Source organism: Streptosporangium brasiliense (genome assembly GCF_030811595.1).
Classification (GTDB): Bacteria; Actinomycetota; Actinomycetes; order Streptosporangiales; family Streptosporangiaceae; genus Streptosporangium; species Streptosporangium brasiliense.
Window position 1 is genome coordinate 6,409,571 of sequence record NZ_JAUSRB010000002.1, and the last position, 25,828, is coordinate 6,435,398.

Genomic DNA, 25,828 nt, shown 5'->3' on the forward strand with positions numbered 1-25,828 from the left:
CGCTCAGCTGCCGACGCCGCTGACCGCGTCCAGCAGGACGTGGGTCGTACGGGTGATGTGGGCCCGCAGCCTCGCCGCTCCGGTGTCGGCGTCGCGGGCGAGGGCCGCCTCCAGCAACCGGCGGTGTTCGCCGGCGATGTCCCGGTCCTGATCCTTGCCGATCGGGCGTGACCAGTGGCGGTAGAGCTCCGCGCTGTCACGGAGGGAGACGGCGAGCTCGTGCAGCCGACGGCTGCCACAGGCGTCGAACAGCGTCACGTGGAAGTGCGAGTGGGCCTTCGCCCATTCCTCGCGGAAGAGCTCGGGGTCGCCGTCCACCGTCATGGGTGTGTTCTCCAGCGTGTGATGCGCCGCGATGAGGCGGCTCTCCCAGGCCAGGTCCCCGCGTTCGATGGAGTGGCGGAAGGCCATGCATTCGATGTCGCACCGTACGGCGGTGAGGTCTTCGAGATCTTCCGTCGAGAGCGGAACCACCCGGAAGCCCCGCCTGGGCGTCTCCACCACGAGCTTCTCCGCGCTGAGCTTCGCCAGCGCCTCGCGCAGGACGCTGGCGCTGGTCCCGTAGCGCTCCGAGAGTGCGGCGAACTTGAGCCGATCACCTGGGCGTAGTCGCCCGCTGAGGATGTCGGCTCGCAGCCGCTCGTACGCGGCCCTGTTGAGCGTGCTGATTCCCTGGCTCATGGATGACGGCTATCAGGTCGACGAATGAAACGCAAATTTTCGATTTCTTGTTGACTTGTCGAACTTCGGGCTGCGACCGTGTCAGCCACATGATCATCCATCTGGCTGTTTTCCGATGGAACGAAGATGCGGACCCGGCACGGATCGCCGGCCTCCGGTCTCCTCGGAGACCTGGCCCGGCGGATCCGGGACGGACGCCTCCACTCCCTCGCCGGAGCCGTCCGCCCACTGGCCGGGGCCGGGCCTCAGCTCCGCGAAGCAGGATGAGAAGCACTCCGTGCACCTGGTGGTCGCGCTCTTACCGACAGATCCGATCTCCGGAGGCTGGTGCGCCGGTCGCGGCGGGCGGCTACCGTGGTTGGAGCCGGTCGAGTCGCCGCCACTGGTCGTCGCTCAGCCGCAGCTCCGCCGCGGCGACGTTCTCCTCCAGGTGGCTGATCGAGCCGGTCCCCGGGATCGGCAGCACGACCGGCGAGCGGTGCAGCAGCCACGCGAGCGAGACCTGCGCGGCGGTGGCGCCGAGTTCGGCCGCCACGGCGGCGATCTCGGCCGTCGCCGCCGATGCCGCGAGGTGGACGGGCCGCCACGGCAGGAAGGCGATCCCCGCCGCGGCACAGGCGTCGAGCACGGCCTCGTGCTCGCGATCCAGCATGCTGTAGCGGTTCTGCACGCTCGCGACGTCGATGATCTGCCGCGCCGCTTCGAGTTCGGCGACGGTGACCTCCGACAGTCCCAGGTGGCCGATCTTGCCCTCGACCTGGAGCTCGCGCAGCGCCCCCAGCTGGTCGGCGAGCGGTACCGCCGGATCGATGCGATGCAACTGGAGCAGTTCGAGCCGTTCGACCCGGAGCCGGCGCAGGCCCTGCTCGACCTGATCCCGCAGGAAGTCCGGCCGCCCGCAGATCGCCACGTCGTGCGGGGGGTCGGGCGGCGCGACCCCGACCTTCGTCGCGATGAGCAGGCCGTCCGGATAGGGGTGCAGCGCTTCGGCGAGGAGTTCCTCGTTGGCGCCCCATCCGTACAGGTGCGCGGTGTCGATCAATGTGACGCCCAGCTCGACGGCGCGCCGGGCCACGGCGATGGAGGCCTCCCGGGCCGGTCCGGGGCCGGTCGGCAGGCGCATCGCCCCGAACCCGAGCCGCCGCACGCCGAGCTCGCCTCCGATACGGAACACGGGTGATGTCATGCGCGGTTACGCCTCTCCCTGGAAAGTCAGCCGTTGACGACGCGGAGCGTGCCGGGGTGGCGGCCGGTCAGGCGATCGAGCGCGGCCGACGACGCCTCGTCCGCCGGAAGGTAGGCGATCAGGCGCAGGTCGTCGGCGAGTTCGAGGGCCTCGTAGGCGAGGTGCAGCTCCCCGGCCTCCGGATGCGCCCAGAGCTGCACACCGGCCCGCTCGGGGACGCCCGGCGTGGTGAGCCGCTCGACGAAGGGTCCGCCGGCCATGACGGTGAGCTCGTCGGCGAGGGCCGCCACGTGCGGATCGGCGAGACCGGCCGCGCACTTGAGGATGGCGACCTGCTGGGTCGCGACGGCGTTCCAGTCGGGGTAGAGGCCGCGGGCGCGCGGGTCGGTGAACACGAACCGCGCGAAGCTCGGCTCGGCCGCGTCCAGGAGGCCGGCGGGCCGGGCCAGACGCTCGAAGCCCGTGGTGTACGCGAGCACCTGCGTCATCCGGTTGATCAGCACTGCCGGGGCGGGTTCGAGTCTGTCGAGCAGCGCCCGCACCGTCGGCCGGATGGACACGACCGGCGGCTGCGCCGAGGGGCAGACGGACAAGCCGCCGCCTTCGACGGCCTTCGCCAGGAGCCTGAGGTGGAAACGCTCGTCGGTGGACATCCGCAGGGCGTCGGCGAGCGCGCCGAGCACCTGGGGGGACGGACGCCGGTCGCGGCCCTGCTCCAGCCGCGCGAGGTATTCGACGCTGATCCCCGTGATCGTGGCCAGCTCGGCGCGGCGCAGCCCGGGCGTCCGCCGCCGGAACCCGGCGGGAAGCCCTACGTCGGCGGGACTGATGGCCTCCCGGCGGCTCCGCAGGAACACGCCCAACTCGTTGTCGCTCACACCCGCAACCTAGCGGTCCCCGGCGCGCTTATCGTCGCCCTGTCAGGGCCAGCCTCAGCCCGGCCTCCCCACGCGCCGCCGCCCGGGCCAGATTGGGGGCATGACTTCCAAGACCACCACCACGGCCATGACCGCTCTGCCGCTCCACGCCGGGCACTGGACCCTCGACCCGCTCCACTCGGCGGTCGGCTTCACGATCCGCCACCTCGGCATCTCCAAGGTGCGTGGCCACTTCGGGCGCTTCGCTGCGGACCTCACCGTCGGCGACACCCTCGACGGCTGCACGGTCAGCGCCACCGTCGCGCTCGACTCGATCGACACCGGCAACGCCGACCGCGACGCCCACGTCAGCGGTCCCGACATGCTCGACGTCGCCAACCGCCCGGTCATGGCGTTCCGCTCCACCAGGATCGACGGTGCCGGCGACGAGTGGACCATGGAGGGCGACCTCACCATCGGCGAGGTGACCCGGGCGGTCGCCTTCGACGTCGAGTTCGGCGGGGTCGAGGACTCCATCGTGGACGGACGCCGGCACGTCGGCTTCGAGGCCAAGGGCGAGATCCGCCGGAGCGACTTCGGCCTCGGCTTCGCCCCCGCCATTCTCGGTGACTCCGTCCGGATCCAGCTCGACATGCAGTTCGTCGAGCCCGAGTGACACGGGGCCGGGCCGTAGGGGCGGCGCGTCGGCGCGGGCGCTCACCTGCTCCGTTGCTCTTCGACACGCGGCGGCGTACCCGCGGTTCGAGCGGCGGCAGAAGATCCCCGAGCCTCTCCGGAGGCTACTGTTTCCGGGCCGAGATGATCATGTGGGTGCCGAAGAACTTCTTCTTCCACGCTACGGAGGTGAAGCCGACTCGACGGAGGATCGCCACGACCTCCTTCGGAGTCATGAATCCGAGCGTGGATTCTTGCAGGTACGCGTATGACTCACGATCACGTGCGACCAGCTGGCCGAGAAGGGGAATCACGACTCGAACCCCCAGAGTCACCGGGTGACGGAGCGGTCCTCGTGGTGGGCAGGTCTCCAGAATGACGACCCGGCCGCCGGGCTTGAGCACCCGGTACTGCTCTTCCAGCACGCGCTCGACATCGTCGACGTTGCGGAGGAGGTAACCATGCGTGACGGCATCGAAGGACCCGTCACCGAAGGGCAGGTCGTTGGCGTCCGCGTACTGCCATGTGATGGCGGAGGCCCCCGGTTTGCGCGCCGCCTCCGTCAGCATCCGCTCCGAGAAATCGACGGCATGGATGGATGAGTCCGGATAGTTCTCCAGTGCGGCGAGAGCGATGACGCCGGTTCCGGTGGCGATGTCGAGCATGCTTCCCCCGGAAGGGACGTTCGCGCTCGCCGCGACGTCACGGCACCAGGCGGCATGTCGCCCCAGCGTCATGAGGCGATTCATCCGGTCGTAGTAGTCGGTGATCTTGTTGAACGTCCGCTGGACCTCCTGGTCCTTGGACGGCGGCGGTTCATGCGATGGCATCTGCGCGCGGCTCCTCGGTCACCCCGCCACCCTGCCAGGTCGTCGCCGGTCCTTCCTCCCCCGCACGGGGGATCACCCCCCTCGCCCGGGGGATCAGGGCAGCACATGGGCGTGCGGGGTGGAAATCGGGTGAGGCCCGCGTCCGTGACGTGGGCACGGGACGTCCCGTGCCCACGTCACGTGCGACGGCTGTCCAGGGCGGCGCTCTCCAGGTCGGCGATGCTGCCCGACATGATCGCCCGTACGTGCTCGGTGATGCGCTCCGCCGGCCAGTCCCACCAGGCCACCGCCAGCAGCCGGGCGACGTCCTCGTCGCTGTAGCGGGTGCGGATGAGGCGGGCCGGGTTGCCGCCGACGATCCCGTAGTCGGGCACGTCCGAGGTGACCACGGCGCCGGAACCGATGATCGCGCCGTGTCCGATCCGTACGCCTGGCATCACCGTCGCGCCGTAGCCGAGCCAGACGTCGTTGCCGACGACGGTGTCCCCGCGGTTCGGCAGGTCGGTGAGCAGGTCGAAGTGTTCGGACCACGAGCCGCCCATGGTGGGGAAGGGGAAGGTCGAGGGGCCGTCCATGCGGTGGTTGGCGCCGTTCATGATGAACCGCACCCCCGTGCCCAGCGCACAGAACTTGCCGATGACCAGCTTCTCCGGCCCGTAGTGGTAGAGCACGTTGCGTGTCTCGAACGCGGTCGGATCGTCCGGGTCGTCGTAGTAGGAATACTCCCCGACCTCGATCAACGGGGACTTGACCAGTGGCCGGAGCAGCACCACCCGCGGCTGCTCGGGCATGGGGTGCATCACGGTCGGGTCGGCGGGAACCTGGGACTTCACGGATCGTTTCCTTTCGCACTCCTGCTGACGGCAGGTGCTCGCAAGTCATGCCTCGCGGGACGTCAGGACCTGGCGGCGGATGTCGGAGCCGCCCGCACGGCGACCGGACAGGCCGCCTACGCCGCGGTCGCGGCCCCCATGCCCCGGGCCGAGGCCGTGCACGGCGCGCTCCACGCGGGCGCCGGCGTCGTGGCCGCCGCGCAGCTCGAACTCTCCCCGATCAGGTCGCTCACGCTCGGCGAGCATCGGAAGAGCATCGATACCTCCACTAACGCGACAACTTCTACATTAAGATGTTGTCATGACGCTGTCCGCCGAGCAAACCGGAGGCCGAGCGATGACTCCCGCGGTGCCATCGGCACAGGGCGACCCGGCGGCGCCGCCGCCCCGGCGCCGCCCCGGCGGCCGTACCGGCCGCATCCGCGCGCAGGTTCTCGACGCGGTCCGCGCCGAGCTCGGGGAGCGCGGCTACGACGGGCTCACCTTGGATGCTGTCGCGGCCCGCGCGGGCGTGCATCGCGCAACGGTGTACCGGCGCTGGCGGGATGTCGGTGGCCTGCTCGCCGACGTCTTCGAGGCGGCGGGCGACGATGACTGGCAGCCCCAGGACACCGGCTCCCTGCAGGGCGACCTGGCGGCACTGAACCACGAAAGCCAGGCGGCCCTGACCGCGCGGCCGCCGATCGTCGCAGCCCTGATCGCCGCCTCGTTCCGCTCCGAAGAAGCCGCCTGCGGCGTGCGGCGGCTCTGGGAGGACCGGTACGCCCGCTGTGAGGTCATCGTCAGCCGGGCCGTTCGGCGCGGCGAACTCCCGCCGCACACCGACGCGCGGCAACTGCTCATCGCCGCCACCGCGCCGCTGTATCACCAGTTGGTGCTTCTCCGTACGCCACCCGACCCGGGCCTTCCCGACCACGCGGCCAGGACCGCCGTCCTCGCCGCATCCGCCGGCGCCTTCGTCAGGTCCCCGCCGGTCGGCGACGGGGCCTGAGCACCAACGCGACGGCCGGTGGCGTCTTGCGCTCCTGCTCGGGCGCCGACCGGGTGTGATCGCCGGGAGCGGGGCCGTCCCTACCGCGCCTCGTCGGCCTGCGGCGGGTCGGGCAGGGCCAGGCACAGCGCGTCGACGGCTGCCGTGAACAGATGCTCGGGGGGCGTGCCGTACCCGATGACGAGGCCGTCGCGCGGAGCCATCGCGCTGCCGGGGTGGCGGTAGGCGCTGAGGCCGTCGAGGGCCAGGCCCAGCCGGGTGGCGGCGCGCAGCGCGGCCGCCTCGGTCCCGGCCGGGAGCTGGAGCACCGCGTGCAGCCCGGCCGCGATGCCGTTCACCCGGATGTGCGGGGCCCGCCGGGCGAGCGTGGCCGTGAGCTGGTCCCGGCGCCGCCGGTAGATCTTGCGCATGCGCCGCAGGTGGCGGTCGTAGGCCCCGCAGGACAGGAAGTCGGCGAGCGTGAGCTGGTCCACCACGCCCGACCACACCTCCCGCGGGCCCTTGGCCTCCACGACGCGATCGACGAGCGAGCCGGGCAGCACCATCCAGCCCAGCCGCAGCGCGGGGGACAGGCTCTTGCTCGCCGAGCCGAGGTAGACGACCCGATCGGGGTCGAGACCCTGCACGGCGCCGACGGGGTCGCGGTCGTAGCGGAACTCCCCGTCGTAGTCGTCTTCGAGCACCAGGGCACCGCTCGCGCGGGCCCAGTCGACGACCGCTCCCCGCCGCTCGGGATGGAGCGGCCCGCCGGTCGGGTACTGATGCGCCGGGGTCAGCAGCACGGCGCGCGCCCGCGTGCCGTGCAGTTCCTCGACGCGGGCCCCGTGCGCGTCCACCGTCAACGGGATCGTCGCCGACCCCGCGTCGGTGACGATCGAGCGGTGGAAGTCCAGGCCGTACGACTCCACAGCGACGGGACCGTCCAGGAGCCGGCACAGCAGCCGCAGCGCGTGGGCGAAGCCGGCGCAGATGACGATGCGGTCCGCTTCGGCGCGTACGCCGCGGGCCCGAGCCAGATACTCCGCCAGGGCGCGGCGCAGTTCGACCCTGCCGCGCGGGTCGCCGACGCCGAATGCGTCACTGGGCGCGGCGGCCAGCGCCCTGCGTGCCGAGGTCGCCCACGCGCTGCGCGGGAAGGCGGCCGCGTCCGGCGAGCTGGGCATGAGGTCGTACAGGACCCGGCGGCGGGTCCGGCGGGCCAGACCGGGGGCCGCCGGATCCGGCTCCATCGGGGTGGCACGTCGGGCGACCCGGGTGCCCGAGCCCTGGCGGGCCGTCAGCCAGCCCTCCTCGACGAGTTCGGCGTACGCCTCGGCGACGGTGTTGCGGGCGATCCCCAGATCGAGCGCGAGAGTGCGGTAGGGCGGCAGCCGGGTCCCGGGGACGAGCCGCCCGGACCGGATCGCCTCGCGCAGGGCCCCCATCAGACGGGCCCGCACGCCGCCGCCACCGGCGAGGTCGAGGTGCAGGTCGCTGCCCGCTCCCTGGTCCGCGGGCTCATCGCCATCCGGCTGCCACGCGGAATTGACCCATGATTTCTCCACAGAAATGAACCATATCTCGGGTGCTTTGCGCCCCTAGCGTTGGCGCCATGACAACCGTTCAGATCCCCGAGCGCATGAACTTCGCCGCCGTCGCCCCCCGCGTCTTCAAAGCCGTCCTGGCCCTGGACGCGGCTGCCCGTGAGGGCATCGACCCGGTGCTCCTGGAACTGGTGCAGATACGTGTCTCGCAGATCAACAAGTGCGCCTACTGCATCGATTACCACACGGCCGACGCCCGCAAGGCCGGAGAGAGCGAGGAACGCATCTACCAGCTCAGCGCCTGGCACGAATCCAGCCTCTACACGGCGGAAGAGCGGGCCGCCCTCGCCCTGAGCGAGGCCGTCACCCTGCTCCCGGGGGGCGTCTCGGACGAGGTCTACGCCCAGGCCCGACAGCACTTCGACGACAGGGAACTGGCCCAGCTCATCGCGCTGATCTTCACCGTCAACGCCTGGAACCGCATGAACGCGACCACGCGTAAGACACCTGGCACGCAGTAGCCGCCCTCACGCTTGCCGCAGCCCACGGGCGGTGGCCGTACGGCCATTGCCTGTCCCGTGCCCATGCCCGTACGGCCATTGCCTGTCCCATGCCCATGCCCATGCCCGTACGGCCATCGCCCGTCCCATGCCCATGCCCGCACGTCCACGACCCCATCCCCATGACTCGCGACCTGCTCGCCGACGAAGGAAGACGCCGTGACCCCCACCGATTCCCCTCCGCAGGTCTCTCCCGGCGCCGGCCGCTCTCCCGCCAAGGGGTGGTCCGCCGTGCTCGCCGTGTCGCTGGGCATCTTCGCCCTGATGACCTCCGAGCTGCTGCCGGTGGGCCTGCTCACCCCGATCGGCTCGGCCCTGGAGGTCTCCGAGGGCACGGCAGGCCTGATGGTCACGGTGCCGGGCCTGGTCGCCGCCGTCTCGGCGCCCTTGGTGACGGTGGCCGCGGGTGCCGTCGACCGCCGGCTGGTGCTGGCCGTCCTGGTCGGCCTGATGGGCGTGGCCAATCTGGTGTCGGCGTTCGCCACCGGGTTCGCCGTCGTACTCGTCGCACGTGTGCTGATCGGCATCAGCGTGGGCGGGTTCTGGTCCCTGGCCGGCGGCATCGCGCTGCGCCTGGTGCCCGAACGGCACGTGGCCCGCGCCACCGCCGTCATCTTCGGCGGCGTCGAGGCCGCGTCCGTCCTCGGCGTGCCCATCGGCACGCTGATCGGCGACCTCAGCGGCTGGCGCATCGCGTTCGCGGCCGTCGGTCTCCTCGGCCTGACCTCGCTGGCGGGCATGGTCGTGCTGATGCCGGAGGTGGCGCCGGAGCAGACGATCTCCTTTTCCGCCCTCCCCAAGGCTTTCCGCTCCCACGCCGGCGTGCGGCTGGGCATCGTGATGACATTTCTCGTCATCACCGGGCACTTCACCGCCTACACCTTCGTCAGGCCCATCCTGCAGGGCGACGGCGTCGACGCCGGCGTGGTCAGCACGCTGCTGCTGGTCTTCGGCGTCGCCGGACTGTGCGGCAACTTCATCGCCGGCGCCCTGATCACCGGACGGCTGCGCCAGGCCGTCGTCACCATCGTCCTGGTGCTGGCCGCGGCCATGGCGCTGCTCGCGGTGGCCGCCGACGGCACCGTCTCGGCCGCGGCGGTCCTCATCCTGTGGGGTCTGGGCTACGGGGCCGTCCCGGTCACCTTCCAGACCTGGATCCTCAACGCCGCTCCGGACGCGGCCGAGGCCGCCTCGTCGCTGTATGTGTCGATGTTCAACCTGTCCATCGCGCTCGGCGCCCTCGCCGGCGGCCTGGCCGTCGATGCGCTCTCCGCGACCAGTACGGCATGGATCGGTGCCGGGCTGGTCCTGCTCACGCTGCCCGTCATCGGCCTCGGCCGGCGCACCGGACGTGAGATCCCTGTGATCCTGCCCGAATCACCTACCGTCATCGAGGCCGCCGGTATCGAGCGGGTCCGGGACGTCCGAGGCGGATAGGCGGTGCTCCACTCGGGCCGGCGTCACCAGCCTCGGAACAGGGGTCCCCGCAGCACCGACGAAATCTCGGTCGGACACAGCCGCGGCCTGCGGTGACGTCTCCCGGCGCGGAGGTCGGCGTTCGGTGTGGGACATGTGCAGGTCATTCGCGCTCCGTCTGCCGGCCTCGGCCGCGGGTGGTGGCGGCGTTGGCCTGGATGCCGTCGAGAAGCCAGGTGAGGCCGATGGTGAAGCTGGTGTCCCAATCACCGTCCACGACGAGGGGGCCGTGGGTGGCGAGGGTGGGGTATCGCTCCCGGTTGGCGTGGAGGTGATCTTGGGTGGCCTGTCGCGCGGCCTGCTCCTCACCGGTCGGCCAGGTCGTCTGCATCAGTGCGGAGCCGATGACGTAGTTGGACAACCCGTACGCCGCGGCGGTGAGGTGGGGGTCGGCGATTCCTGCCTCCAGGAGCGTGGCATAGAGGAATTCGCTGCGGGCGAGCACATTGGGGCCCAGCATCGGGCGGCCCAGGAGCGCCGCTGACCAGGGGTGTTTCAGAAGGACGGCACGCCATTCACTGATCAACGCGGTGATGCCCGCGCGCCAGTCAGGGGCGCCCCGCTGCGGGATCCCGACCTCCGCGAAGATCGCGTCGAGTGCGAGGTCGAGGACATCGTCCTTGGTCTTCACATGCCAGTACAGCGTGGTGGAGCCGGTGCCGAGCCGCTCGGCGAGCCGTCGCATGGTCAACCGGCCGACGCCCTCCTCGTCCAGAAGGGCCACAGCCTCGTCGACGATCCGGTCCCGATGGAGCGGAGGCGCTTCGCGTCGCGCACGCTCGGACGGCCGAAGCCACACGTTTCCCGTGGCTGCCGCCGCTGACGTTGTCCCCTGGTTGCTCGTGGCCATGAAGACGAGTCTAGTAGCATGATCTGGTGTCCGGATCGTTGATCCGGACACTGGATCAACGATCCGGTGGCCTGGGTCGAGTCGATGAGAGGTGGCTGTGGCGGGGCATATCGAGGTTGACCGGCTGACCTATGTGCTGCCGGACGGACGGCTGCTGCTTCATGAGGTGTCGTTCCGCGTCGGTGACGGGGTCAAGGGCGGGCTGGTGGGGCCCAACGGCGCGGGCAAGACCACGCTGCTGCGGCTGATCGCCGGGGATGTGCAGCCCGATGACGGCCGGGTGGTCCAGTCCGGGGGGCTGGGGGTGATGCGGCAGTTCATCGGCAGTGTCCGCGACGATCGGACGTTGCACGACCTGTTGCTGTCCGTGGCACCGCACGGCGTTCGCGTGGCCGCCGCCACGTTGGAACGGGCGGAGTCCGCGATGGCGGCTCACCAGGACGAGAAGACCCAGCTGGCTTACGCGCAGGCGATCACCGACTACACCGACGCCGGCGGCTATGACATGGAGGTCGTCTGGGACACCTGCACCACAGCGGCCCTGGGGCTGCCTTATGACACCGCCGCTGCCCGTACGGTGACCACCCTGTCGGGCGGCGAACAGAAACGTCTCGTCCTGGAGGCCTTGCTACGCGGCCCGGACCAGGTCCTGCTGCTGGACGAGCCGGACAACTACCTGGACGTGCCGGGCAAGCAATGGCTGGAGGAGCGGCTGCGGGCCACCCCCAAGACCGTGCTGTTGGTCTCCCATGACCGGCAACTGCTGGCCAATGCCACCGATCGCATCGTGACGGTGGAATCGCGCGGTGTCTGGGTCCATGGCGGGGGCTTCGCCACCTACGCTCAGGGCCGCCAGGACCGCATCGATCGGTTGGAGGAACGGCGCCGCCGCTGGGACGAGGAGCACGCCAAGCTCAAGCGCCTGGTGCAGACCCTGCGGCAGACAGCGGCCAACAACGACGCGGTGTCCTCCGCCTACCGGGCCGCCCGCACCCGGCTACAGCGGTTCGAGGAGGTGGGCCCGCCCGAGCGCCCGCCGAAGCGGCAGAACGTGCGGATGAGGCTGCGCGGCGGCCGTACCGGCAAACGCGCCGTCATCTGCGAAGCCCTGGAACTCACCGGACTGATGCGATCCTTCGACACCGAGATCTGGTACGGCGAACGGGTGGGCGTGCTCGGGGCGAACGGCTCCGGTAAATCCCATTTCCTGCGGCTGCTCGCCGAGGCGGCGGACGGCGCGGTGCCCTCGATACGGCACAGCGGTTCGGTGCGGCTCGGTGCGCGGGTGGTGCCGGGGCACTTTGTGCAGACCCATGCCCGGCCCGACCTGCACGGTCGTACCCCCGCCGAACTGGTGACGTCCGAGTACGCCCTCACGTTGAACGGAGCCATGGCCGCGCTCGCCCGCTACGAACTCGCACCGGCTGGTAACCAGCGGTTCGAGACCCTGTCCGGCGGACAACAGGCGCGACTGCAGATCCTGCTGCTGGAACTGTCCGGAGCGACCTTGCTCCTGCTCGACGAGCCGACCGACAACCTCGACCTGGCCAGCGCCGAGGCCCTGCAACAGGGCCTGGCGTCCTTCGCCGGCACCGTGCTGGCCGTCACCCACGATCGCTGGTTCGCCGCCGACTTCGACCGCTTCCTCGTCTTCGGTGCCGATGGGACCGTCTACGAGAGCACCGAGCCGGTATGGGACGGAGGCCGTGTCGAGCGCGCCCGCTGAAGCAGGGCCGCGGGTCTTCTCCGCCGGCGCCGGTTTCTCCGAATCTGCCGCCAGGATCTGTCGGCGGAAACCACATCTCGGCCGGGCGGGTCACCACGACGCTACGGTCCCCGCCCCGGCGGCGGACGGCGGCAGCTCCGTCCCACTCGACTCGCTGACGCCACTGGCCTCCGTCAACTGTTCCCGTCGAGGAAACGCACCAGCTCCGCAGTGACGAACCGAGGGTTCTCCTCGACGAGCCAGTGCCCCGCGTACGGCACGTCCACCGCGCGCACGATCTTGGTCATGCGCGGGGCCACTGTGGCTCGGACCGCGTCGAGCTGCCCCTGGGCGGTCATGAGCAGGGTCGGGACACGTACCGGTGCCGATGCCGCGGTGTCGCGGACGTCTTTGTCGAGAGCGCGGTAGAGCTCGAAGCCGCCCGACAGGACCTCTGGCCGGCTGTAGGTCCGTGCGTACTCGTTGATCTCGGCGTCGGTGAACGGGGACCGGTCCGAGGTGCCACCGAACGCCGTTCCGCCGAACGAGACCTGGGGGTAGAACAGCGCCAGGTACTCGCGGACGTCGTCGCCTACGACCGCCTCGGGAACCCGTCGCTGGGAGTGGAAGGCGATGTGCCAGCTCAGTGAGCGGTACGTGGCCGCATCGACGGCGGGTCCGGGTAGCGGCAGGTCGAAGTAGCCGAGGCGTGCGGTGTCGCCGGGGAATTGGCTGGCGTACTGGAACGCCACCGCGGCGCCGAAATCGTGGCCGACGACGGCGGCGTCCCGGATCTTGAGCCGGTCGGCGATCAACGTGTGCACGTACTGCGCCAGGGTGGCCTTGTCGTAGCCGGTCGGCGAGCCGTTGCTGTCACCCAGTCCGGGAAGGTCGACGGCGTAGACGGTGTGGTGCTCGGCAAGTGCCGGCATGATCGGCCACCAGCCGTACCAGGTCTGGGGCCAGCCGTGGATCAGCACCACCGGTGTGCCGCTGCCGCCGGTCACGTAGTGCATGCGGACGCCGCCGACGTCGGCGAACTCGTGTCGGAAGGTGTTGTCGAACTCCGGTTCGCCCTGGGTGGCGACGGCGTAGGGGGCAACGTCGCCGGCTGTCGGCGTGGAACAGGCTGCGGTGCCGATCGTGAGCAGGAGGGTGAGCGTGATGGTCGCCACCGTGCGCGCGGATCGGAGGAAGCGGCGCGACAACGGCCGGGTTGCGGTCAACATGTGTTCCTGTCCTGAAGAAGCATGTGTTCCTGTCCTGGAGAAAGTGGTGGGGTCAGCGTCCGGTCGTGCCGTCGATCAGTTCGCGGAGGATGTCCGCGTGGCCCGCGTGGCGGCCGGTCTCCTCGATCATGTGGGTGAGTGCCCAGCGGATGCTGGGAGCGGGGCGGTCGGGCCGCGCTCGAGGGACCGGTGCGCTGAGATCGGTGCACCCGTCGAGCACGTCATCCGCGCGCTCGACCGTCTCGCGGTAGCGGGCGACGACATCGGCCACGCTGTGCTCCGGTGCGGCCTGGAACGTCGCCTGCCAGTCGGTGACGTTGTCCCCGAGGAACATCGAGCGTTCGACGGAAGTCAGGTGGTTGAGCAGGCCGAGCAGGTTCGTGCCTGAGGGCACCGCGGCCGTTCGCGCCTCCGGTCCGGGCGCACCCTCGACCTTCGCGGCGACCGAGGCCCGGAGATAGCCGAGGAATCCGCGCAGGACCTCAGCCTCACTGCTCCCGGTCCGGGGCGGCGGAGTGTCGCGGCGGCGCACGGTGTTCGGCATGGTGGTCTCCTCTTTCCGTGGGGTGGGGGCGGCTTTTCATGGGGTGGAGGGGCGGCGCTGTCCGCCGTGTCAGGCGCTTCGGTGTCCACTCACTCTCGCCAGGCGCGCACCGATCTGGCACGAAAACTTGCGGTTCCGGCAAGTCGGCCTCGTGGATCACGGAATGGGTGAGGTGCTCGACGCGGTGGGGCCGCGACTCCGTGCGCTGCGCCGTCACCGCGGCATCACCCTCACCGACCTCGCGTCGGCAACCGGCGTGTCGGAGAGCCGCAGGTCATGATCCAGGGTCTCGGCATTGAGGGAGCGGGTCAGTGAGTACGCGTGCGCGCGGCGACGGCGCTCAAGCCGTCACCGGCCTCGGCTGCCGCCGTGATGTCCGGCTGGGTGTCCAGGATCAGGGCGAAGCCGCTGCGCATGAGCTCGTGGTCGTCGGCGACCACCACGCGGATCGTCACGAGACGGCTCCCGTCAGGTGCACCGTGACGGCGAAGCCGCGCCCGGCCGGCCCGGGGCCGAAGGATGCCGACCCGCCGCAGGCCGCCGCCCGCTCGCGGATGCCGATCAGCCCGTGACCTGAGCCGCCGGTGTGTCCGCGGCCGTCGTCCGTGATGCTGATCGTGAGCGGGTCCTGCCTCCAGTCCAGTTCGACGGCCACCGCGGCCGCTTGCCCGCGCGGACGAGCTGCAGGGCGGCCTGCGCGGTGAACAACTTGGGCTCCGAGCCGATGAGGAACCGGGTGCGCCCGGGATCCACCGGCACCCGCCGCTCCGCGTCGGCCCAGCCGTACCCCTTGTGCACTACCCGCCCGCCGCCCGCCACCACGGTCACCGCCACGCCCGGGATCTTCTCCTCGGCCATCGCCGTGGTGACGTGCTCGTCGACCAGCGCGCCGAGCCCCTGCGGTGCGGGCGGCTCGATCGCCTGCGCCGGGGCGGTCATCAGGACCACAGCGGTCATGAGTTTCAGCGACATGACGTCAAGAGTCCTGCGCGCACCCCTGCCGGCACATCGCCGACGCCATCCATCCGTCCCGCCGCCGCCCGGGGGAGCAACCGGGGTCGAGACGCATCGAAACGGTAGCCCTTGACCTTGAACTGATCGATGGCCCGGTCCATGTAGAAGGTGTTCCACAGCGTGGCGCTGGTTGAGCACCAGGCCCAGGGCGCCGAGCCGGTCTTCCACGCCCTTGCGGTGGCGCTGGTTGAGCTCGCCCTTCTTGCCGTGGAAGATCCTCCCGGCCAGGGCGCGCCGGGATCCCCGCAGATCGCGTACGCCCTTGATGTCGCGCCGGTAGGGCTCCTCGACCGCGTGGGTGAGGATACGGAGGGTCTTGAAGATCCGCCTGTAGTGGGCGATCGCCTCCCCGAGCGGGGCCGGGTTACCGTCCCGCTGGATCATGCGCATCACGTCGTAGGCGCGGATCTCGCCGGTGTAGATCGACACCACGACGCGCAGGATGTCGCCCCAGTGCCGTCTGATCTTGCCCAGGTCGATCTTCCCGCGGGCGGACCGGGACAGGCCGCCGTGGTCGGCGTCCTGGATGCGCCAGCCCTTCTGGTCGAGGATGTCGGCCAGCGCGGGCCGGTACTGCATGCCCAGCAGGTGGACCAGGCCGAAGATCACCGATAGGTAGTTCTGTGTCTAGTGTCGTGACCACGGACGTTCACCGGGTTGATTAGCCTTGGTCGGGTGACGGAGCGGTTCGGAGAAGCCATGCGGCTGATGCGCTGTGCTGATCCGCAGAAAAGGGAAGACGGCTTCTCCTTGCTTCGATCACACGTTGTCGAACATGTCGAGGAACTAATCGCGGAGTTCCGCGCTGAGCCCGGGGACCACGGGCTCAGCTGCTGGCTGCTGGAACTGATCGGGGAAGCGAAATCTCCGTCGGCGTTGCCGCTGCTGAGTGAGCTTGTTGACGACGAGGACGAGTCCTTCCGGTACTGGGCGGTGCAGGGGCTGACTCGTCTCTCCAGCAAGGAGGCACGGCAGGTGCTGTGGCGAGCGCGCGCCAACCGTCGCATCGACTGAGGTACCCATGTCTGGGGGTGTAGTCGGGTGGCACGGGTGCGTGGTGCATCTAAGCCTGGCCCTTTGATCCACGGACCTGCGGACCGAAGTCAGCGTGCCAGGCCAACCCGGGCAACGTTTGTGGTCGCAGCACTGGTCGACACCGGCCAGGGGGCGCCTGGCCGCCATGCTGCCGCAGCGAGCAGATAGAACCATCGGCTGGGGCACATCGGGCGTCCGCCGGAGCGGCGCTGAAGGGAAATCACCGCACGCTGGTGAGGATCATCAGGCGGTGAGCGCGTTGACCAGCGTCCTGCGGTTGCGCAACAGCCAGCGGGCCGACCGCGCCCGCCATGCCATCGCCCACAGCCCGACGTGGTGGGTGGTCATGGCGGGGGTGACGCGCGCGTCGTCGGCCTCCCAGGCGATCTCCGAGACGACGAACTCCACCATCAGCTCGAACATTCTGGCCCGGTCCGCCCGGGGCAGGCCGTAGGCGTCGACCATTGCCCGCAGCTGCCTGGCCCGGTCGGCGAGCGGGGGCAGCCCTTCCAGCTCCGCCACGATGTCGTCGTGCAGCTTGGCGTTGAGCCAGCACGCCTGCGCCAACTCGACCAACGGGTCGGTCGGACCGGCGAACTCCCAGTCGATCAGCGCGACCGGAAGGCCGTCGCCGGCGACGATATTCCACGGTGCGGTGTCGCAGTGGCTGATAATCCGCGGTCCGCCGCCAGCCTCGCGACCGTGCCACGGGAACCAGATGGCGCCTTTTGGCGGCTTGAAAGTGCCAACCGCATCGTGCAAGTCTCTGATCAGACGGCCCACGGCCGCCGCACCTTCGAGAGACCAGCCGCCGGGGTGGGCGAAGTCGCCTTCGATGTAGGTCAGCGTCTCCCTGCCTTCGGCGTCGTAGCCAGTCCCGACCAGGCGAGGGGCTGCGGAGAACCCCACCTCTTCGAGGTGGTCGAGCAGAGCATGTACGGCAGGCGTCCACGGCCCCGGATCGCGCACCAGCACATCGCCGCGGCGGTGAACAGCGCTTCGCCCGATCCCAGTGGTCAGTTCGATCTCCGTCACGGCTCCATGCTTACAGCCGCGTCAACCGATTTGGGGTGTTGGCAAGGAACGTGTCACCGGCCGCCAATTGGTGCCGCATCGGGCAACGTCCGTCCTGTTCCAAGTTGGTCCGTGCGCCTTGCGGCTGGGTGGGCGAGCTGGAAGGCTCCGGCTATGTCGATCTTGATCAGAGCTGCTGAGCGTGAGGACGTTCCCGCGCTGGTCCGCCTGCGTCTCGCGAATGCTGAAAGGCACCTCCAACTCGACCCGGCCGTCTATCGCGTTCCCGACGTTGAGGACGTGCGCGGGCACTTCGAGGAGGTGCTTTCGACCGAGTCCAAGGTGCTGATCTTGGTTGCTGAGGTGGTGGGCGAGGTGGTGGGCATGGTGGAGGTGGTCCTGCTTGCGGATCCCCCCGCCCATCAGATTCTGGCTCCATGCCGCGCGGCCGAGATCCATACCGTCGTCCTGGACGGGCATCGCGGCGAGGGTGTCGGGTCAGCCTTGCTGACGGCGGCCGAGCAAGCCGCCGCGGAACACGGTGTCTCGATCATCTATGCCGGTATCTTCGCGTCGAACAACGGGGCCGTTCGCTTCTACTCTTCGGCGGGCTTCGGACCGCGCGGAATCTTACTGAGCAAGCAGCAAGGCGCCCCCTTGGCCGGCTGATACACCTCCAGCCGGAGAGCGGGTGACTGGCAGGCAGCGTGAACGTCTTTGGCCACCTGCCCTTGTACTACGGGTAGAGCGAGTCGAAGCCGTCGCGTTGAAGTTGTGGAGCACATCGCGGACCCGGTCCGGGCTGGTGAACGTCACCTTGGCGATCTCGCCCATGTTCATGCCCTGCGCGGATGGCAGCACCATTTGGGCCCGTCGCCAGGTCACCGCCGACCCGGGACCCCGGCGGGCGATCCGCAGCAACCGTTGTCCCTCGTCGTCACCGATCTCACGGACCCGCACGCGTTCAGCCGCCTGATCATTCTGACCGTCCCGTGCCGCCCGGTACAGCAACCGGACGGCACGTCACAACGAGGCGAACGTTGCCTGATGCGGAACTAGTTGAAACAGTCCTGCTTGTTGAGTGCGATGCCGTACTCGGTGACCTTGCCGTGTGTGATGCCGAAGGTGTAGTGAGCCTTCTTGTTGCCGGGGGCCGTGATCACATAAAAGCCGTGGGCGTCTTTCTTGATGTGCGGGTAGGCCGCCTTCACCTGCTTGGCGGTGGAGCCGATCTTGATGCCTTCCGGGGTCTGCATGCCCTTCGCGGCGAAGATGGCGGCCAGTCCCACGTTCGGCGAGATATAGATGCCGACCGAGTCCTTGGGGGTCGGGAACTTCTTCAGGTCCCAGCCGGAGCAGCCGCCGTTGCCCGGCAGCTTCTTGACGACGTCCCCCGTTGCCTTGGCCTGCTTGACGGTCATGCCGAACTTGACGGCGCCATAGCCGTAGGGGCCCAGCGTCGGCTTGGTCTGGGCGTCCGCCGCGGTGGCGCCGGAGACCAGCAGCGAGCCGGCGAGGAGCGAGGCCCCGATCATCGTCTTCATCATGCTCTGCTTTGACTGCATACTCTGCTTTGACTGCGAAACGCCGGTAAAGGTTCTGAGCGGAGCTACTTTTCTCCCTGGTGACGCCGGCCCGAGCGGAGGGCCTGCGCTGCCGGGCTGAGCAAGGCCAGGCGGTGGCCACCGGCCCGGCGGCTGCTCAGCCCCCGGATGAGCCCGTCGGCGGGAGCTCGCGCGGCGAACCGCGGCCGGCCCCGGTGCCCGTTGAGGATGGCCGAAGAAGGGCAGGCAGGGACCGACCGCTGGATACCCTTCTGCGCTGCCGGCCGCTGACCTGCGCCGGAACGGAAGGCCTTGAGCGTGATTTGAAAATTTGCGGATGGGAGTGAATGTCTTCAGCTGGAGTGAACATCGAGGGGCGGGTCGGCGCTCGCGGTTGTCCGGGCTCTGCGGGTCGGGACGGTCGCCGTCTTGATCAGCCCGGACGTCAGACTGAACCTCGATGACTCACGCTGCAGTTGCGCTGTCTGAACAGTTCGGCGTGGCGGAGGTGTCCGCCTGATCACCCGTTTTCGGTTCGGCCTGTGGGGTGGCGGCGCCCCTCCATTCGGATCCGTGACTACGCGGAACCCCGATCTGGACTGCTTTTCGGTCCGAAGAGGCGGTCGAGGTGATAGTCGATGATCGCGATGGCGGCTCCATGGTTGCGCTGTCGGCCCAGGACGCTGGCGGTCAGGCCGTTGGCGAGGGCCAGAAGTGTGGCGACCTCGGTGCGCGGGTCGCGGTCGGAGGCGAGGTCTCCGGCCTGCTGCGCGGCGGTGAGCCGGGTGGTGAGAAAGTCTTCCAGCGCGTCGGGTCGGGTGAGCGCGGCCGCGGCGAGTGCCGGGTCGGTGAGGGCGGCGGTGTAGTAGGCGGTCCAGGCGAGTGAGTCCAGTCGGCTCTGCTCGTCGGTGGGCAGGATCGCGCCGAGGACGGCTTCGAAGACATTTCGTGTGGACAGCCCGCCCGTGGCGGCGGCGGCCCGCTGCTTGACCCGGCGGTCCAGGCGGGCGGTCAGCTCGCTGAGACCGGAGTCGAGCAGGGCCTGCTTGTCGGTGAAGTAGTACTGGACGACGCGCAGTGAGACTCCGGCCTCGGCGGCGATCTCACGCATCGACACCGCCTGCAGGCCGCGGGTGCCGGCGATGCGCAGCAGCGCCTCGGTCAACTGGCGTCGCCGCTCATCATGGTCCACCTGTTTGGGCATGCCGGTTTCCTAGCCGCGGTCCGTGTCGTGTTCCGGCGTTGCAATCTCGGCCTGGACTTGGCCGGGGAAGGTGAGGATCCGCTCGATGACCAGGTCTGGAGCTTCGACGGGCAGCGCGTGTCCGGCGTCGGGCACGATCTCCACCCGCCACGACGGTGCGATCTCGGCCAGCCGTGCGGCCACCGCCTGCGCGTCGTGCAGCGCGCTACGGGCGCCCAGCAGCACCTGCACGGGCACGGACAGCTCACGCACCTGCTCGTCGGTGTAGGCGGGCGGGATGGGCAGCCGTCGGCGGAAGGACCGGCTGGCCGCGATCAGTTTCATCAGCACATCCTCGCGCAGCGTGCCGTTGCCGACGGTGTCGGCGATACGGCGTCGCAGCGCTCGGGGGAGCAGGGCGGCCATACCGCCGACGATGACCCACCGGTAGAACCGCCCGGTCAACGGCGCGAAGCCGACCGGATCCACCAGCGTCAGCGCCGAGACCCGGCCGCCCCCGCCGAGCTGCTGTTCCATCACGGTCCAGCCGCCGTAAGAGGAGCCCACCATATGTGCGCGCTCGGCGCCGAGCGCGGCCAGGACGTCGGTGAGCCAGCCGCCGACCTCGGCGCCGTTCGCGAGTGGCTGCCTCTGAACCGAGCAGCCGGGCTCGCCGAGCGGGTCGATGGCAAAGACCGGACGCATGCGTGCCAGCGGCTCGATGTAGCGGTACCAGGCCAGGGCGTTCCCGCCGGCACCGGCCAGGAGGATCACCGGATCCCCTTCGGCGGGCCCGGCCCGGTGGATCCGCACACTGCCGGCGCGGGTCTCGACGTCGATGGCGTCCGCCGGCGCCGGCCACAGTTCGCCGAGCACTCGGCCATAGGCGGCGAAGTATCTGTCACGGGCGGAGTCGCTGGTGAAGGCCGACGGCCGGTCGGAGGCACGCATGGTGACCTCATCTCCTCTGAATGGATACAGTCGTATCCTAACCATACAACGCGCTCGTCGGCGTCCTGGTCGATCTCGGCGCGGCCTACCAGGACGGCCTGGACTACCTGGAGCGCGAGGCCGCCCGCCGCGGACCTCGCCGCCGAGGGCCGCTCAAGCCGGGAATTTCCCGCTCGTGTTCCGTCCCGGACGGAACGGTTCGCCGGGCCGCTTCCGCTGCCTCAAACTCATCCATGTCGAACCTTTCAGCGAGCAACTGGCGCTGTTCGAATCCGAACCGGACCCGGCGCCTGCCGCATCCGATACGGTTCCGGCCCGCCGGGCCGGGCCGCCTCCTCGGCGTGCTCCTCGGCGGTGTTGGTGCCGTCGTACATTCCGAGGGCGGCCATCGCGGCGCCGAGCTGGGGGGCGGGGGCGGGCTGAATATCCGCAGGTTATACGCAGGGGTAGGGACCGCAGGGTAATACGCAGGGGTAGGAAGATGCGTCTACTCGACCGGGTACACGTCAAGACTCAGGCGCAGCAGGGGGATGAGGGCAGCTGTGATGATCATGAGAAGGATGGACGCGCCTGTGACGTAGAAGGTCCAGGGGTTGTACCAGCGGTAGGCGACCGCGAGTAGGGCGACTGTCTCACCGGCGAGGAAGCCGAGCCCGAGCAGGAAGGCCCATCGCAGCCACAGGGCTGTTCGATCAGACACGACGATCTCAAGGCTGCGCAGTTGCTCGGGGGTCAGGGCGGGAGGCAGGCCCTCCTTGATCTGGGCGCGAAATGTCTGTGCCGCTGCTTGTGCCGCTTTGGCGGCTTCTGCGTATGGGCGCAAGATCATCCCGATCTCGATCGAGAGGGCGATGAGCGGCGTCGGTAGGACCTGGGCGGCGGTCGTGTAGAACGCTTCGGATGCCATGTAGGGGATTCGCGCCTCGCCTGGAAAGCGTTTCTCCCACCTGATTTTCATTGCCGGGAATTATCGTTATCGTAGATAAAAAGAGCTCCGAAAATGTGAACTCAAAGGGTGGGTGTGTGTCACTAAGTGGGCAGCCATATATTTGTATAAAAATGAATTTCCGCAGGTCGGGACATGTGTGCTTCATGCGGCGAGCTGAATTTTGGCACGCCGAGGCTCATCGTTAAGCGGGCTTCTTGCTGCGGCGTCACCGCGCCCGACAGGGAATTCTCCGGGTCCCCCTTGCGGTGCGCCAGGCGGCCCGTGCGGACAGGGTGACGCACGCCGCGAGGCTGCCGACCTGGAAGGGGTGGGCTCGTCGTCCCATTCCGTCAGGGAGTTGGAGGCGGCAATGGGAGCCGCCAGGATCGGGACGCCAAGGGACCGCTTGATCCCTCCGGGGAACATGTCCGCTGCCCGAAGTCGCAGCGCTTCACGATGCTCTCGCTCCGTGCCGGACAATTCCCCGCTCCTGTCCGAGCACCTCATACCTTCAGGCTGTCACCTGGGCAGACAGGGCGGACAAGCACCCTGAGCAACCCATGACGCCCAACTTTCTCCGGTCGGTATCTCTGGCTGCGGGAAAGCCGCGGTCCCGCCCCTCCGCTGCTCCCGACCATTCCCAATCACAGGTGAACCACTGGTGTGTACTGCCAGTACACTCCAGATATGAGAGCCATCGTCAAGCCTGCGGGCACCATCCTGGTTTCGATCCTCCTCAGCTATCCGCTCTGGGCACCGGAGTGGGGACGCGGCATCCTGGGGGAGATCGAAGCGCGGGCAATGCCCGGCGGACTGATCGCCGTCGCCGTTTTCTTCGGGCTCGTTGCGCTGTACTGCCGAGCCCTCCAGCGGACGATGACGCTCGTGCGGCCCGGTGCCAGGACCGCGTCGCCCACGTCGGTCTGGTGGATGTTCGCGATCCCCTACAACTTCACCGAAGATTTCTTCATCGTGCGCGCCGTCTCCACCTCGCTGGCCGCTGACGAGCAGATGACGAGCGGGTTCATCCGGCGATGGGCGGCACTCGGATACGGCTGGTGCGCGTTCCAGATCCTGTCGCTCTTCCCGGGGATGGCCGGGTATGTCGGCGGAGCAATCGCCCTCCCGCTGTGGGCGGCACACTGGATCATGACAGTCCGCGCCAATCGCACGCTTGCCACCCGGCAACCGGCCGCCCCGCTCACGCACAGCCTCTAGGAAAGCCATGCCGCTGCCTCGCTTCGACCGACTGCCGGTCGGCACACGAGCCGCCATCCTCGCCGTCGCTCGCGCCCACTTCGCCCGCGACGGCAAGAACGCCGCGTCGTTCAACCAGATCATCGCCGAAGCCGGCATCTCCAAGACCTCCGCCTACCACTACTTCGACGGCAAGGACGACCTCTTCGGCGCCGTAGTCGCCGACGCGGCCGAACGAATGCTCGCCGCGCTCGGTCCCTGGATCGACGTAGAGACCGAGGATGAACTGTGGGGGCAGGTGACGGCAGGCACCACACGGCTCATGGCGCACCTGCGCGACCACCCCGATGACCGGGCGGTGTTTGCCGGGCGGCCTCATCCCGGCGGCGACGGCAGCTCCTGGATCCACAGGCTCGTCGCGAACGGCCTGCACATCAACGTGATCGACCCGTACCCGAACGCCGAACTGATCACCGTGGCGACCACCGGTGTCTTCGACGCCCTCGACACCTGGGCGCTCGACCATCCGAGCGAGCTCGACCACTCCGTCACGGACACGCTCACCTTGTTCCTCGCACGCCTCTGGAACACCGCCCCCGAGGCGAGTCGCTGAGCCGAGAAAACTGCACCCCCTCACAGGGGAGCCGTACGGCTGGCGCGAGCCGTGCTTCCGAGTATCCCGGCTGGACCCGCGAAGGCCCCGGCGGCTGGCCGTCACTCGGGGCGGAGGTTGGCGGGGAGCTCAGCGGCAGGAGTGAAGGAGAGCGAGCCCGCGTTGAGTCCCGGGTCGTAGTCCTGGCTGTTGCCTGGCGGGACTGCGGTCAGGGGTTGATGGGATGCCAGTGTCAAAAGTGTGGCCGCAATGACAGGCCTGTCATCGCGGCCACTACCAAGGGTTACCAAGCACACCCGATCGCATCGGCGGTCAGAGCAGGCAGAACCAGTGCACGGGGGTTGAGCAGCAACCGAACGGCCAGTGGCGTCAGTGAAAGGCTGGTGGCGACTGCTACGCAAGGCAGCGTTCGCCGGGCAGGCTTTACCGTCGCCATTGAGATCGCCCACGCGGTCACCCTCGCCACCGCGCAACTCAACCCACGCCCCCTGAATCTGGGGACGACCACCGCCACAGCCCCGAGCCTTTGCCGCAAATTCGTCTACCTGCTATGAGGAACGCAGCATCAGTGCGGGCCCGTAGCCTCCGTCCCGCATGGGCCGCCACCGGTGGCGGGCTCGAGGCGGACCGGCTCGCCCGACATGGTGAGCGTGGAATAGAAGCCGGAGATCCGCTCGGCGGAGCGCCCCACGTAGTGGCAGATGAAGCTGCGCCTGAACCGGTCGGCCGTGCTGTTGGGCTCCGAGCCGTGCACCAGGCTGCCGTTGAAGAACAGCACGTCACCCGGGTCCATATCGACGGGCACCCGTTCCAGGCCCGGCGGCGGCGGGACGTATTCCCTGGTGAAAGAGACATCCAGGTCGGCGTCCTCCGGGCAGAACAGGTCCATCCTGTGCGTGCCGGGCACCACCTCCAGGCCGCCGTTGGCCCGGTCGACCCGGTCGAGCGCGATCCACGCCGCCACGCAGGTGCCCGGTTCGACCCGCAGATAGAAGTTGTCCTGGTGCAGCGCCTGGCCCCGCGCCCCGGGCGGCTTGAAGTAGAACATGCTCTGGGCTGCTATCGGCTCCTCGCCGAGCAGGTCGCGCAGGATCGACGCGATCCTGCTGTCGAGCAGATAGCGCAACGCCGCATCGTTGATCTGGTGCGGATGCATGACCCGCGGATAGTCGCGCAGAATATCGTACGGCCGGCCGGGCTCCTGCGGCGTCGGCGTGAAATGGCCCGGCACGGTGCCCCTGGCGTGCAGGGCCATGAACTCCTCCCGCAGTTCGGCGACCTCGGCGGGGGAGAGCAGTGCGGGCACGAGGACGTAGCCCTGATCGTGGAAGTCGTGGAGTCCCATACCCTCCACGGTAGGAAGCACGACCGGTGAAGGGTATGCCCGTGACCGCTGAGGACCTGTCTGTTCCTGCTGCCGACCTGATGATCGTGGGCCACTACGACAGGGGGCCTGGCTACGCCACCCGCCGCGCCTCGGGATCGCCCAGCTGGCTGCTGATGTGGACCCAGACGGGCGCCGGGCTCGTCGAGCAGGCGGGGGCCTCGTTCACCGCCGGGCCTGGGGACCTGGTCGTGCTGGGCTCCCATGCCGCGCACCACTACCGCGTGGCGCCTGGCGGCGACCGGTGGCGGTTTTGGTGGGTGCACTTCCAGCCGCGCCCGTCCTGGCTGACCTGGCTCGGGCCGTACACACTGGCGGCGGGGTGCCATCTGGTCGAGGGCGTGCCCACGACCGTTCACGCTCGGATCGACCGGGCCTTCGGCCGCGCGCTTCAGGACACCCGCTGGATCCCGCCGGGCTCCGACGAGCCGCCTCAGCCGGGCGCCGGGCCCGCCGTGGCCGTGACGGCGGCGGCGCGGGAACTGGTGCTGGGCGCGGTCGAGGAGGTGCTGGTGCTGGCGACCGCCTCCGCGCGCCGGTCGGAGCAGGGCGGCGACCCGAGGGTGGAGCGGGTGCTCGCGCTCATCGCCGCCGAGCCGGGCGCGCGGCACTCGGTCGCGTCGCTGGCGCGTTCCGTCGCGCTGTCGCCCTCCCGGCTGGCCCATCTATTCGCCGAACAGACCCGACGCACGCCGATGCGGGCTGTACGCGAGGCCAGGATCCGGCACGCGGCCCGGCTGCTCGAGGTGACCGACCTCGACATCGGACAGGTCGCCGCGGCGGCCGGCTTCGTCAGCCCGTTCCACTTCAGCCGGGCTTTCAGGCAGGAGTACGGCATGCCGCCCCGCGACTACCGCACCCGCCTGCGTCCGCCGAGCTAGAGCTGGAGCGATGTGCTCTACAGGGGTGCCACCGGAATACGGCGGAAACGGGCCGCGCACCGATATGGGTGCTGGTCAGCGCCCCGCGAGGGTCGCGTGAGCGGTGGACCGGCCGATCTTGAGAATGCGGGCGGCCTCGGTGAC

At 69.4% G+C, this 25,828-nt stretch carries 29 protein-coding genes and 1 pseudogene; 11 read left to right on the top strand and 19 right to left on the bottom strand.

Features of this window, described 5'->3' with window-relative positions:
* Positions 1 to 3 precede the first annotated feature (3 nt).
* From J2S55_RS37750 to J2S55_RS37760, 3 genes are all read right to left on the bottom strand, one after another.
* Entirely contained in the window at positions 4 to 681 is a 678-nt protein-coding gene (locus tag J2S55_RS37750; RefSeq protein ID WP_306871056.1) for a GntR family transcriptional regulator, read from the bottom strand.
* A gap of 349 nt (positions 682 to 1,030) precedes the next feature.
* Entirely contained in the window at positions 1,031 to 1,867 is an 837-nt protein-coding gene (locus J2S55_RS37755) for an aldo/keto reductase (RefSeq protein WP_370879735.1), read from the bottom strand.
* Positions 1,868 to 1,893: 26 nt separating this feature from the next.
* Complete coding sequence (locus J2S55_RS37760; RefSeq protein WP_306871059.1) at positions 1,894 to 2,745, bottom strand: helix-turn-helix domain-containing protein; 852 nt, start codon at positions 2,743 to 2,745, stop codon at positions 1,894 to 1,896.
* A 100-nt stretch (positions 2,746 to 2,845) separates the two neighbouring features.
* On the opposite strand from J2S55_RS37760, the gene J2S55_RS37765 reads away from it, so the two are divergent.
* Complete coding sequence (locus tag J2S55_RS37765) at positions 2,846 to 3,400, top strand: YceI family protein (protein WP_306871061.1); 555 nt, start codon at positions 2,846 to 2,848, stop codon at positions 3,398 to 3,400.
* Between the two features lie 124 nt (positions 3,401 to 3,524).
* On the opposite strand, the gene J2S55_RS37770 is transcribed toward J2S55_RS37765, so the two are convergent.
* The 3 genes from J2S55_RS37770 to J2S55_RS37780 all read right to left on the bottom strand — a co-directional run bounded on the left by J2S55_RS37770 (position 3,525) and on the right by J2S55_RS37780 (position 5,308).
* A complete protein-coding gene (locus J2S55_RS37770) occupies positions 3,525 to 4,229 on the bottom strand; it encodes a ubiquinone/menaquinone biosynthesis methyltransferase (RefSeq protein ID WP_306871064.1) in 705 nt (234 codons plus the stop codon).
* Between the two features lie 176 nt (positions 4,230 to 4,405).
* Complete coding sequence (locus tag J2S55_RS37775; protein ID WP_370879808.1) at positions 4,406 to 5,029, bottom strand: CatB-related O-acetyltransferase; 624 nt, start codon at positions 5,027 to 5,029, stop codon at positions 4,406 to 4,408.
* 78 nt (positions 5,030 to 5,107) lie between these two features.
* Entirely contained in the window at positions 5,108 to 5,308 is a 201-nt protein-coding gene (locus J2S55_RS37780) for a hypothetical protein (RefSeq protein WP_306871068.1), read from the bottom strand.
* A gap of 103 nt (positions 5,309 to 5,411) precedes the next feature.
* Here J2S55_RS37780 and J2S55_RS37785 point away from each other — a divergent pair, with 103 nt between their 5' ends.
* Positions 5,412 to 6,053 (top strand): TetR/AcrR family transcriptional regulator, encoded by a 642-nt coding sequence (locus J2S55_RS37785; RefSeq protein WP_306871070.1) that lies wholly within the window; start codon positions 5,412 to 5,414, stop codon positions 6,051 to 6,053.
* An 80-nt stretch (positions 6,054 to 6,133) separates the two neighbouring features.
* Here the strand turns inward: J2S55_RS37785 and pdxR are convergent, their stop codons facing one another.
* Positions 6,134 to 7,597, bottom strand: a complete 1,464-nt coding sequence (pdxR, locus tag J2S55_RS37790) for a MocR-like pyridoxine biosynthesis transcription factor PdxR (RefSeq protein ID WP_306871072.1) — start codon at positions 7,595 to 7,597, stop codon at positions 6,134 to 6,136.
* Positions 7,598 to 7,644: 47 nt separating this feature from the next.
* Here pdxR and J2S55_RS37795 point away from each other — a divergent pair, with 47 nt between their 5' ends.
* Together J2S55_RS37795 and J2S55_RS37800 are read left to right on the top strand one after the other, a co-directional pair.
* On the top strand, positions 7,645 to 8,097 hold the full coding sequence (locus J2S55_RS37795) for a carboxymuconolactone decarboxylase family protein (protein WP_306871074.1): 453 nt from the start codon (positions 7,645 to 7,647) through the stop codon (positions 8,095 to 8,097).
* A 198-nt stretch (positions 8,098 to 8,295) separates the two neighbouring features.
* Entirely contained in the window at positions 8,296 to 9,573 is a 1,278-nt protein-coding gene (locus J2S55_RS37800) for an MFS transporter (RefSeq protein WP_306871077.1), read from the top strand.
* A gap of 142 nt (positions 9,574 to 9,715) precedes the next feature.
* Here J2S55_RS37800 and J2S55_RS37805 read toward each other — a convergent pair whose 3' ends face one another.
* On the bottom strand, positions 9,716 to 10,462 hold the full coding sequence (locus tag J2S55_RS37805) for a TetR/AcrR family transcriptional regulator (RefSeq protein WP_306871079.1): 747 nt from the start codon (positions 10,460 to 10,462) through the stop codon (positions 9,716 to 9,718).
* Between the two features lie 97 nt (positions 10,463 to 10,559).
* Between J2S55_RS37805 and J2S55_RS37810 the strand changes: the two genes are divergently transcribed.
* Positions 10,560 to 12,188 carry an ABC-F family ATP-binding cassette domain-containing protein gene (locus tag J2S55_RS37810; protein WP_306871083.1) on the top strand — a complete coding sequence of 543 codons (1,629 nt, stop codon included), beginning with the start codon at positions 10,560 to 10,562 and terminating at the stop codon, positions 12,186 to 12,188.
* Between the two features lie 173 nt (positions 12,189 to 12,361).
* On the opposite strand, the gene J2S55_RS37815 is transcribed toward J2S55_RS37810, so the two are convergent.
* A complete protein-coding gene (locus J2S55_RS37815; protein WP_306871086.1) occupies positions 12,362 to 13,396 on the bottom strand; it encodes an alpha/beta fold hydrolase in 1,035 nt (344 codons plus the stop codon).
* 52 nt (positions 13,397 to 13,448) lie between these two features.
* Positions 13,449 to 13,940, bottom strand: coding sequence for a DinB family protein (locus J2S55_RS37820; protein WP_306871090.1), 492 nt, complete (start codon positions 13,938 to 13,940; stop codon positions 13,449 to 13,451).
* A gap of 163 nt (positions 13,941 to 14,103) precedes the next feature.
* Between J2S55_RS37820 and J2S55_RS37825 the strand changes: the two are divergent.
* Positions 14,104 to 14,217 (top strand): annotated as a pseudogene (locus J2S55_RS37825) (helix-turn-helix domain-containing protein); the annotation flags it as partial.
* A gap of 31 nt (positions 14,218 to 14,248) precedes the next feature.
* Here J2S55_RS37825 and J2S55_RS37830 read toward each other — a convergent pair.
* Both J2S55_RS37830 and J2S55_RS37835 read right to left on the bottom strand, forming a co-directional pair.
* Positions 14,249 to 14,395, bottom strand: a complete 147-nt coding sequence (locus J2S55_RS37830; protein WP_306871092.1) for a helix-turn-helix domain-containing protein — start codon at positions 14,393 to 14,395, stop codon at positions 14,249 to 14,251.
* Between the two features lie 106 nt (positions 14,396 to 14,501).
* Complete coding sequence (locus J2S55_RS37835; protein WP_306871095.1) at positions 14,502 to 15,563, bottom strand: Tn3 family transposase; 1,062 nt, start codon at positions 15,561 to 15,563, stop codon at positions 14,502 to 14,504.
* Positions 15,564 to 15,629: 66 nt separating this feature from the next.
* Here J2S55_RS37835 and J2S55_RS37840 point away from each other — a divergent pair, with 66 nt between their 5' ends.
* Positions 15,630 to 15,968, top strand: a complete 339-nt coding sequence (locus tag J2S55_RS37840) for a HEAT repeat domain-containing protein (RefSeq protein ID WP_306871097.1) — start codon at positions 15,630 to 15,632, stop codon at positions 15,966 to 15,968.
* A 264-nt stretch (positions 15,969 to 16,232) separates the two neighbouring features.
* Here the strand turns inward: J2S55_RS37840 and J2S55_RS37845 are convergent, their stop codons facing one another.
* On the bottom strand, positions 16,233 to 17,024 hold the full coding sequence (locus tag J2S55_RS37845) for a phosphotransferase (protein WP_306871098.1): 792 nt from the start codon (positions 17,022 to 17,024) through the stop codon (positions 16,233 to 16,235).
* Between the two features lie 153 nt (positions 17,025 to 17,177).
* On the opposite strand from J2S55_RS37845, the gene J2S55_RS37850 reads away from it, so the two are divergent.
* Positions 17,178 to 17,672 (top strand): GNAT family N-acetyltransferase, encoded by a 495-nt coding sequence (locus tag J2S55_RS37850; RefSeq protein ID WP_306871101.1) that lies wholly within the window; start codon positions 17,178 to 17,180, stop codon positions 17,670 to 17,672.
* A gap of 386 nt (positions 17,673 to 18,058) precedes the next feature.
* On the opposite strand, the gene J2S55_RS37855 is transcribed toward J2S55_RS37850, so the two are convergent.
* The 5 genes from J2S55_RS37855 to J2S55_RS37870 form a co-directional block, all read right to left on the bottom strand.
* Entirely contained in the window at positions 18,059 to 18,550 is a 492-nt protein-coding gene (locus J2S55_RS37855) for a hypothetical protein (protein ID WP_306871103.1), read from the bottom strand.
* Positions 18,551 to 19,124: 574 nt separating this feature from the next.
* Positions 19,125 to 19,751, bottom strand: coding sequence for a TetR/AcrR family transcriptional regulator (locus J2S55_RS37860; protein WP_306871106.1), 627 nt, complete (start codon positions 19,749 to 19,751; stop codon positions 19,125 to 19,127).
* A 9-nt stretch (positions 19,752 to 19,760) separates the two neighbouring features.
* Positions 19,761 to 20,681, bottom strand: a complete 921-nt coding sequence (locus tag J2S55_RS37865) for an alpha/beta fold hydrolase (protein ID WP_306871109.1) — start codon at positions 20,679 to 20,681, stop codon at positions 19,761 to 19,763.
* Between the two features lie 245 nt (positions 20,682 to 20,926).
* A complete protein-coding gene (locus tag J2S55_RS48450) occupies positions 20,927 to 21,070 on the bottom strand; it encodes a DUF6245 family protein (protein WP_370879736.1) in 144 nt (47 codons plus the stop codon).
* A gap of 98 nt (positions 21,071 to 21,168) precedes the next feature.
* The gene (locus J2S55_RS37870) at positions 21,169 to 21,639 is read right to left on the bottom strand and encodes a hypothetical protein (RefSeq protein ID WP_306871112.1); all 471 of its coding nucleotides are present in this window, start codon (positions 21,637 to 21,639) and stop codon (positions 21,169 to 21,171) included.
* A gap of 657 nt (positions 21,640 to 22,296) precedes the next feature.
* Between J2S55_RS37870 and J2S55_RS37875 the strand changes: the two genes are divergently transcribed.
* Together J2S55_RS37875 and J2S55_RS37880 are read left to right on the top strand one after the other, a co-directional pair.
* Entirely contained in the window at positions 22,297 to 22,827 is a 531-nt protein-coding gene (locus J2S55_RS37875; RefSeq protein ID WP_306871114.1) for a hypothetical protein, read from the top strand.
* Positions 22,828 to 22,834: 7 nt separating this feature from the next.
* A complete protein-coding gene (locus J2S55_RS37880) occupies positions 22,835 to 23,419 on the top strand; it encodes a TetR/AcrR family transcriptional regulator (protein WP_306871116.1) in 585 nt (194 codons plus the stop codon).
* Between the two features lie 565 nt (positions 23,420 to 23,984).
* Here J2S55_RS37880 and J2S55_RS37885 read toward each other — a convergent pair.
* The gene (locus tag J2S55_RS37885) at positions 23,985 to 24,764 is read right to left on the bottom strand and encodes a phytanoyl-CoA dioxygenase family protein (protein ID WP_306871118.1); all 780 of its coding nucleotides are present in this window, start codon (positions 24,762 to 24,764) and stop codon (positions 23,985 to 23,987) included.
* 41 nt (positions 24,765 to 24,805) lie between these two features.
* Between J2S55_RS37885 and J2S55_RS37890 the strand changes: the two genes are divergently transcribed.
* Positions 24,806 to 25,684, top strand: coding sequence for a helix-turn-helix domain-containing protein (locus J2S55_RS37890; protein WP_306871121.1), 879 nt, complete (start codon positions 24,806 to 24,808; stop codon positions 25,682 to 25,684).
* The last annotated feature ends 144 nt before the right edge of the window (positions 25,685 to 25,828 follow it).

Coding starts and splice junctions, on each gene's coding strand:
- J2S55_RS37850 (WP_306871101.1), top strand. CDS start 17,178: ATGTCGATCTTGATCAGAGCTGCTGAGCGTGAGGACGTTCCCGCGCTG.
- J2S55_RS37770 (WP_306871064.1), bottom strand. CDS start 4,229: ATGCCATCGCATGAACCGCCGCCGTCCAAGGACCAGGAGGTCCAGCGG.
- J2S55_RS37865 (WP_306871109.1), bottom strand. CDS start 20,681: ATGCGTGCCTCCGACCGGCCGTCGGCCTTCACCAGCGACTCCGCCCGT.
- J2S55_RS37855 (WP_306871103.1), bottom strand. CDS start 18,550: ATGATGAAGACGATGATCGGGGCCTCGCTCCTCGCCGGCTCGCTGCTG.
- J2S55_RS48450 (WP_370879736.1), bottom strand. CDS start 21,070: ATGGCCGCCCTCGGAATGTACGACGGCACCAACACCGCCGAGGAGCAC.
- J2S55_RS37795 (WP_306871074.1), top strand. CDS start 7,645: ATGACAACCGTTCAGATCCCCGAGCGCATGAACTTCGCCGCCGTCGCC.
- J2S55_RS37765 (WP_306871061.1), top strand. CDS start 2,846: ATGACTTCCAAGACCACCACCACGGCCATGACCGCTCTGCCGCTCCAC.
- J2S55_RS37875 (WP_306871114.1), top strand. CDS start 22,297: ATGAGAGCCATCGTCAAGCCTGCGGGCACCATCCTGGTTTCGATCCTC.
- J2S55_RS37870 (WP_306871112.1), bottom strand. CDS start 21,639: ATGAAAATCAGGTGGGAGAAACGCTTTCCAGGCGAGGCGCGAATCCCC.
- J2S55_RS37860 (WP_306871106.1), bottom strand. CDS start 19,751: ATGCCCAAACAGGTGGACCATGATGAGCGGCGACGCCAGTTGACCGAG.
- J2S55_RS37805 (WP_306871079.1), bottom strand. CDS start 10,462: ATGGCCACGAGCAACCAGGGGACAACGTCAGCGGCGGCAGCCACGGGA.
- J2S55_RS37885 (WP_306871118.1), bottom strand. CDS start 24,764: ATGGGACTCCACGACTTCCACGATCAGGGCTACGTCCTCGTGCCCGCA.
- J2S55_RS37755 (WP_370879735.1), bottom strand. CDS start 1,867: ATGACATCACCCGTGTTCCGTATCGGAGGCGAGCTCGGCGTGCGGCGG.
- J2S55_RS37815 (WP_306871086.1), bottom strand. CDS start 13,396: ATGTTGACCGCAACCCGGCCGTTGTCGCGCCGCTTCCTCCGATCCGCG.
- J2S55_RS37820 (WP_306871090.1), bottom strand. CDS start 13,940: ATGCCGAACACCGTGCGCCGCCGCGACACTCCGCCGCCCCGGACCGGG.
- J2S55_RS37880 (WP_306871116.1), top strand. CDS start 22,835: ATGCCGCTGCCTCGCTTCGACCGACTGCCGGTCGGCACACGAGCCGCC.
- J2S55_RS37775 (WP_370879808.1), bottom strand. CDS start 5,029: ATGCACCCCATGCCCGAGCAGCCGCGGGTGGTGCTGCTCCGGCCACTG.
- J2S55_RS37750 (WP_306871056.1), bottom strand. CDS start 681: ATGAGCCAGGGAATCAGCACGCTCAACAGGGCCGCGTACGAGCGGCTG.
- J2S55_RS37780 (WP_306871068.1), bottom strand. CDS start 5,308: ATGCTCGCCGAGCGTGAGCGACCTGATCGGGGAGAGTTCGAGCTGCGC.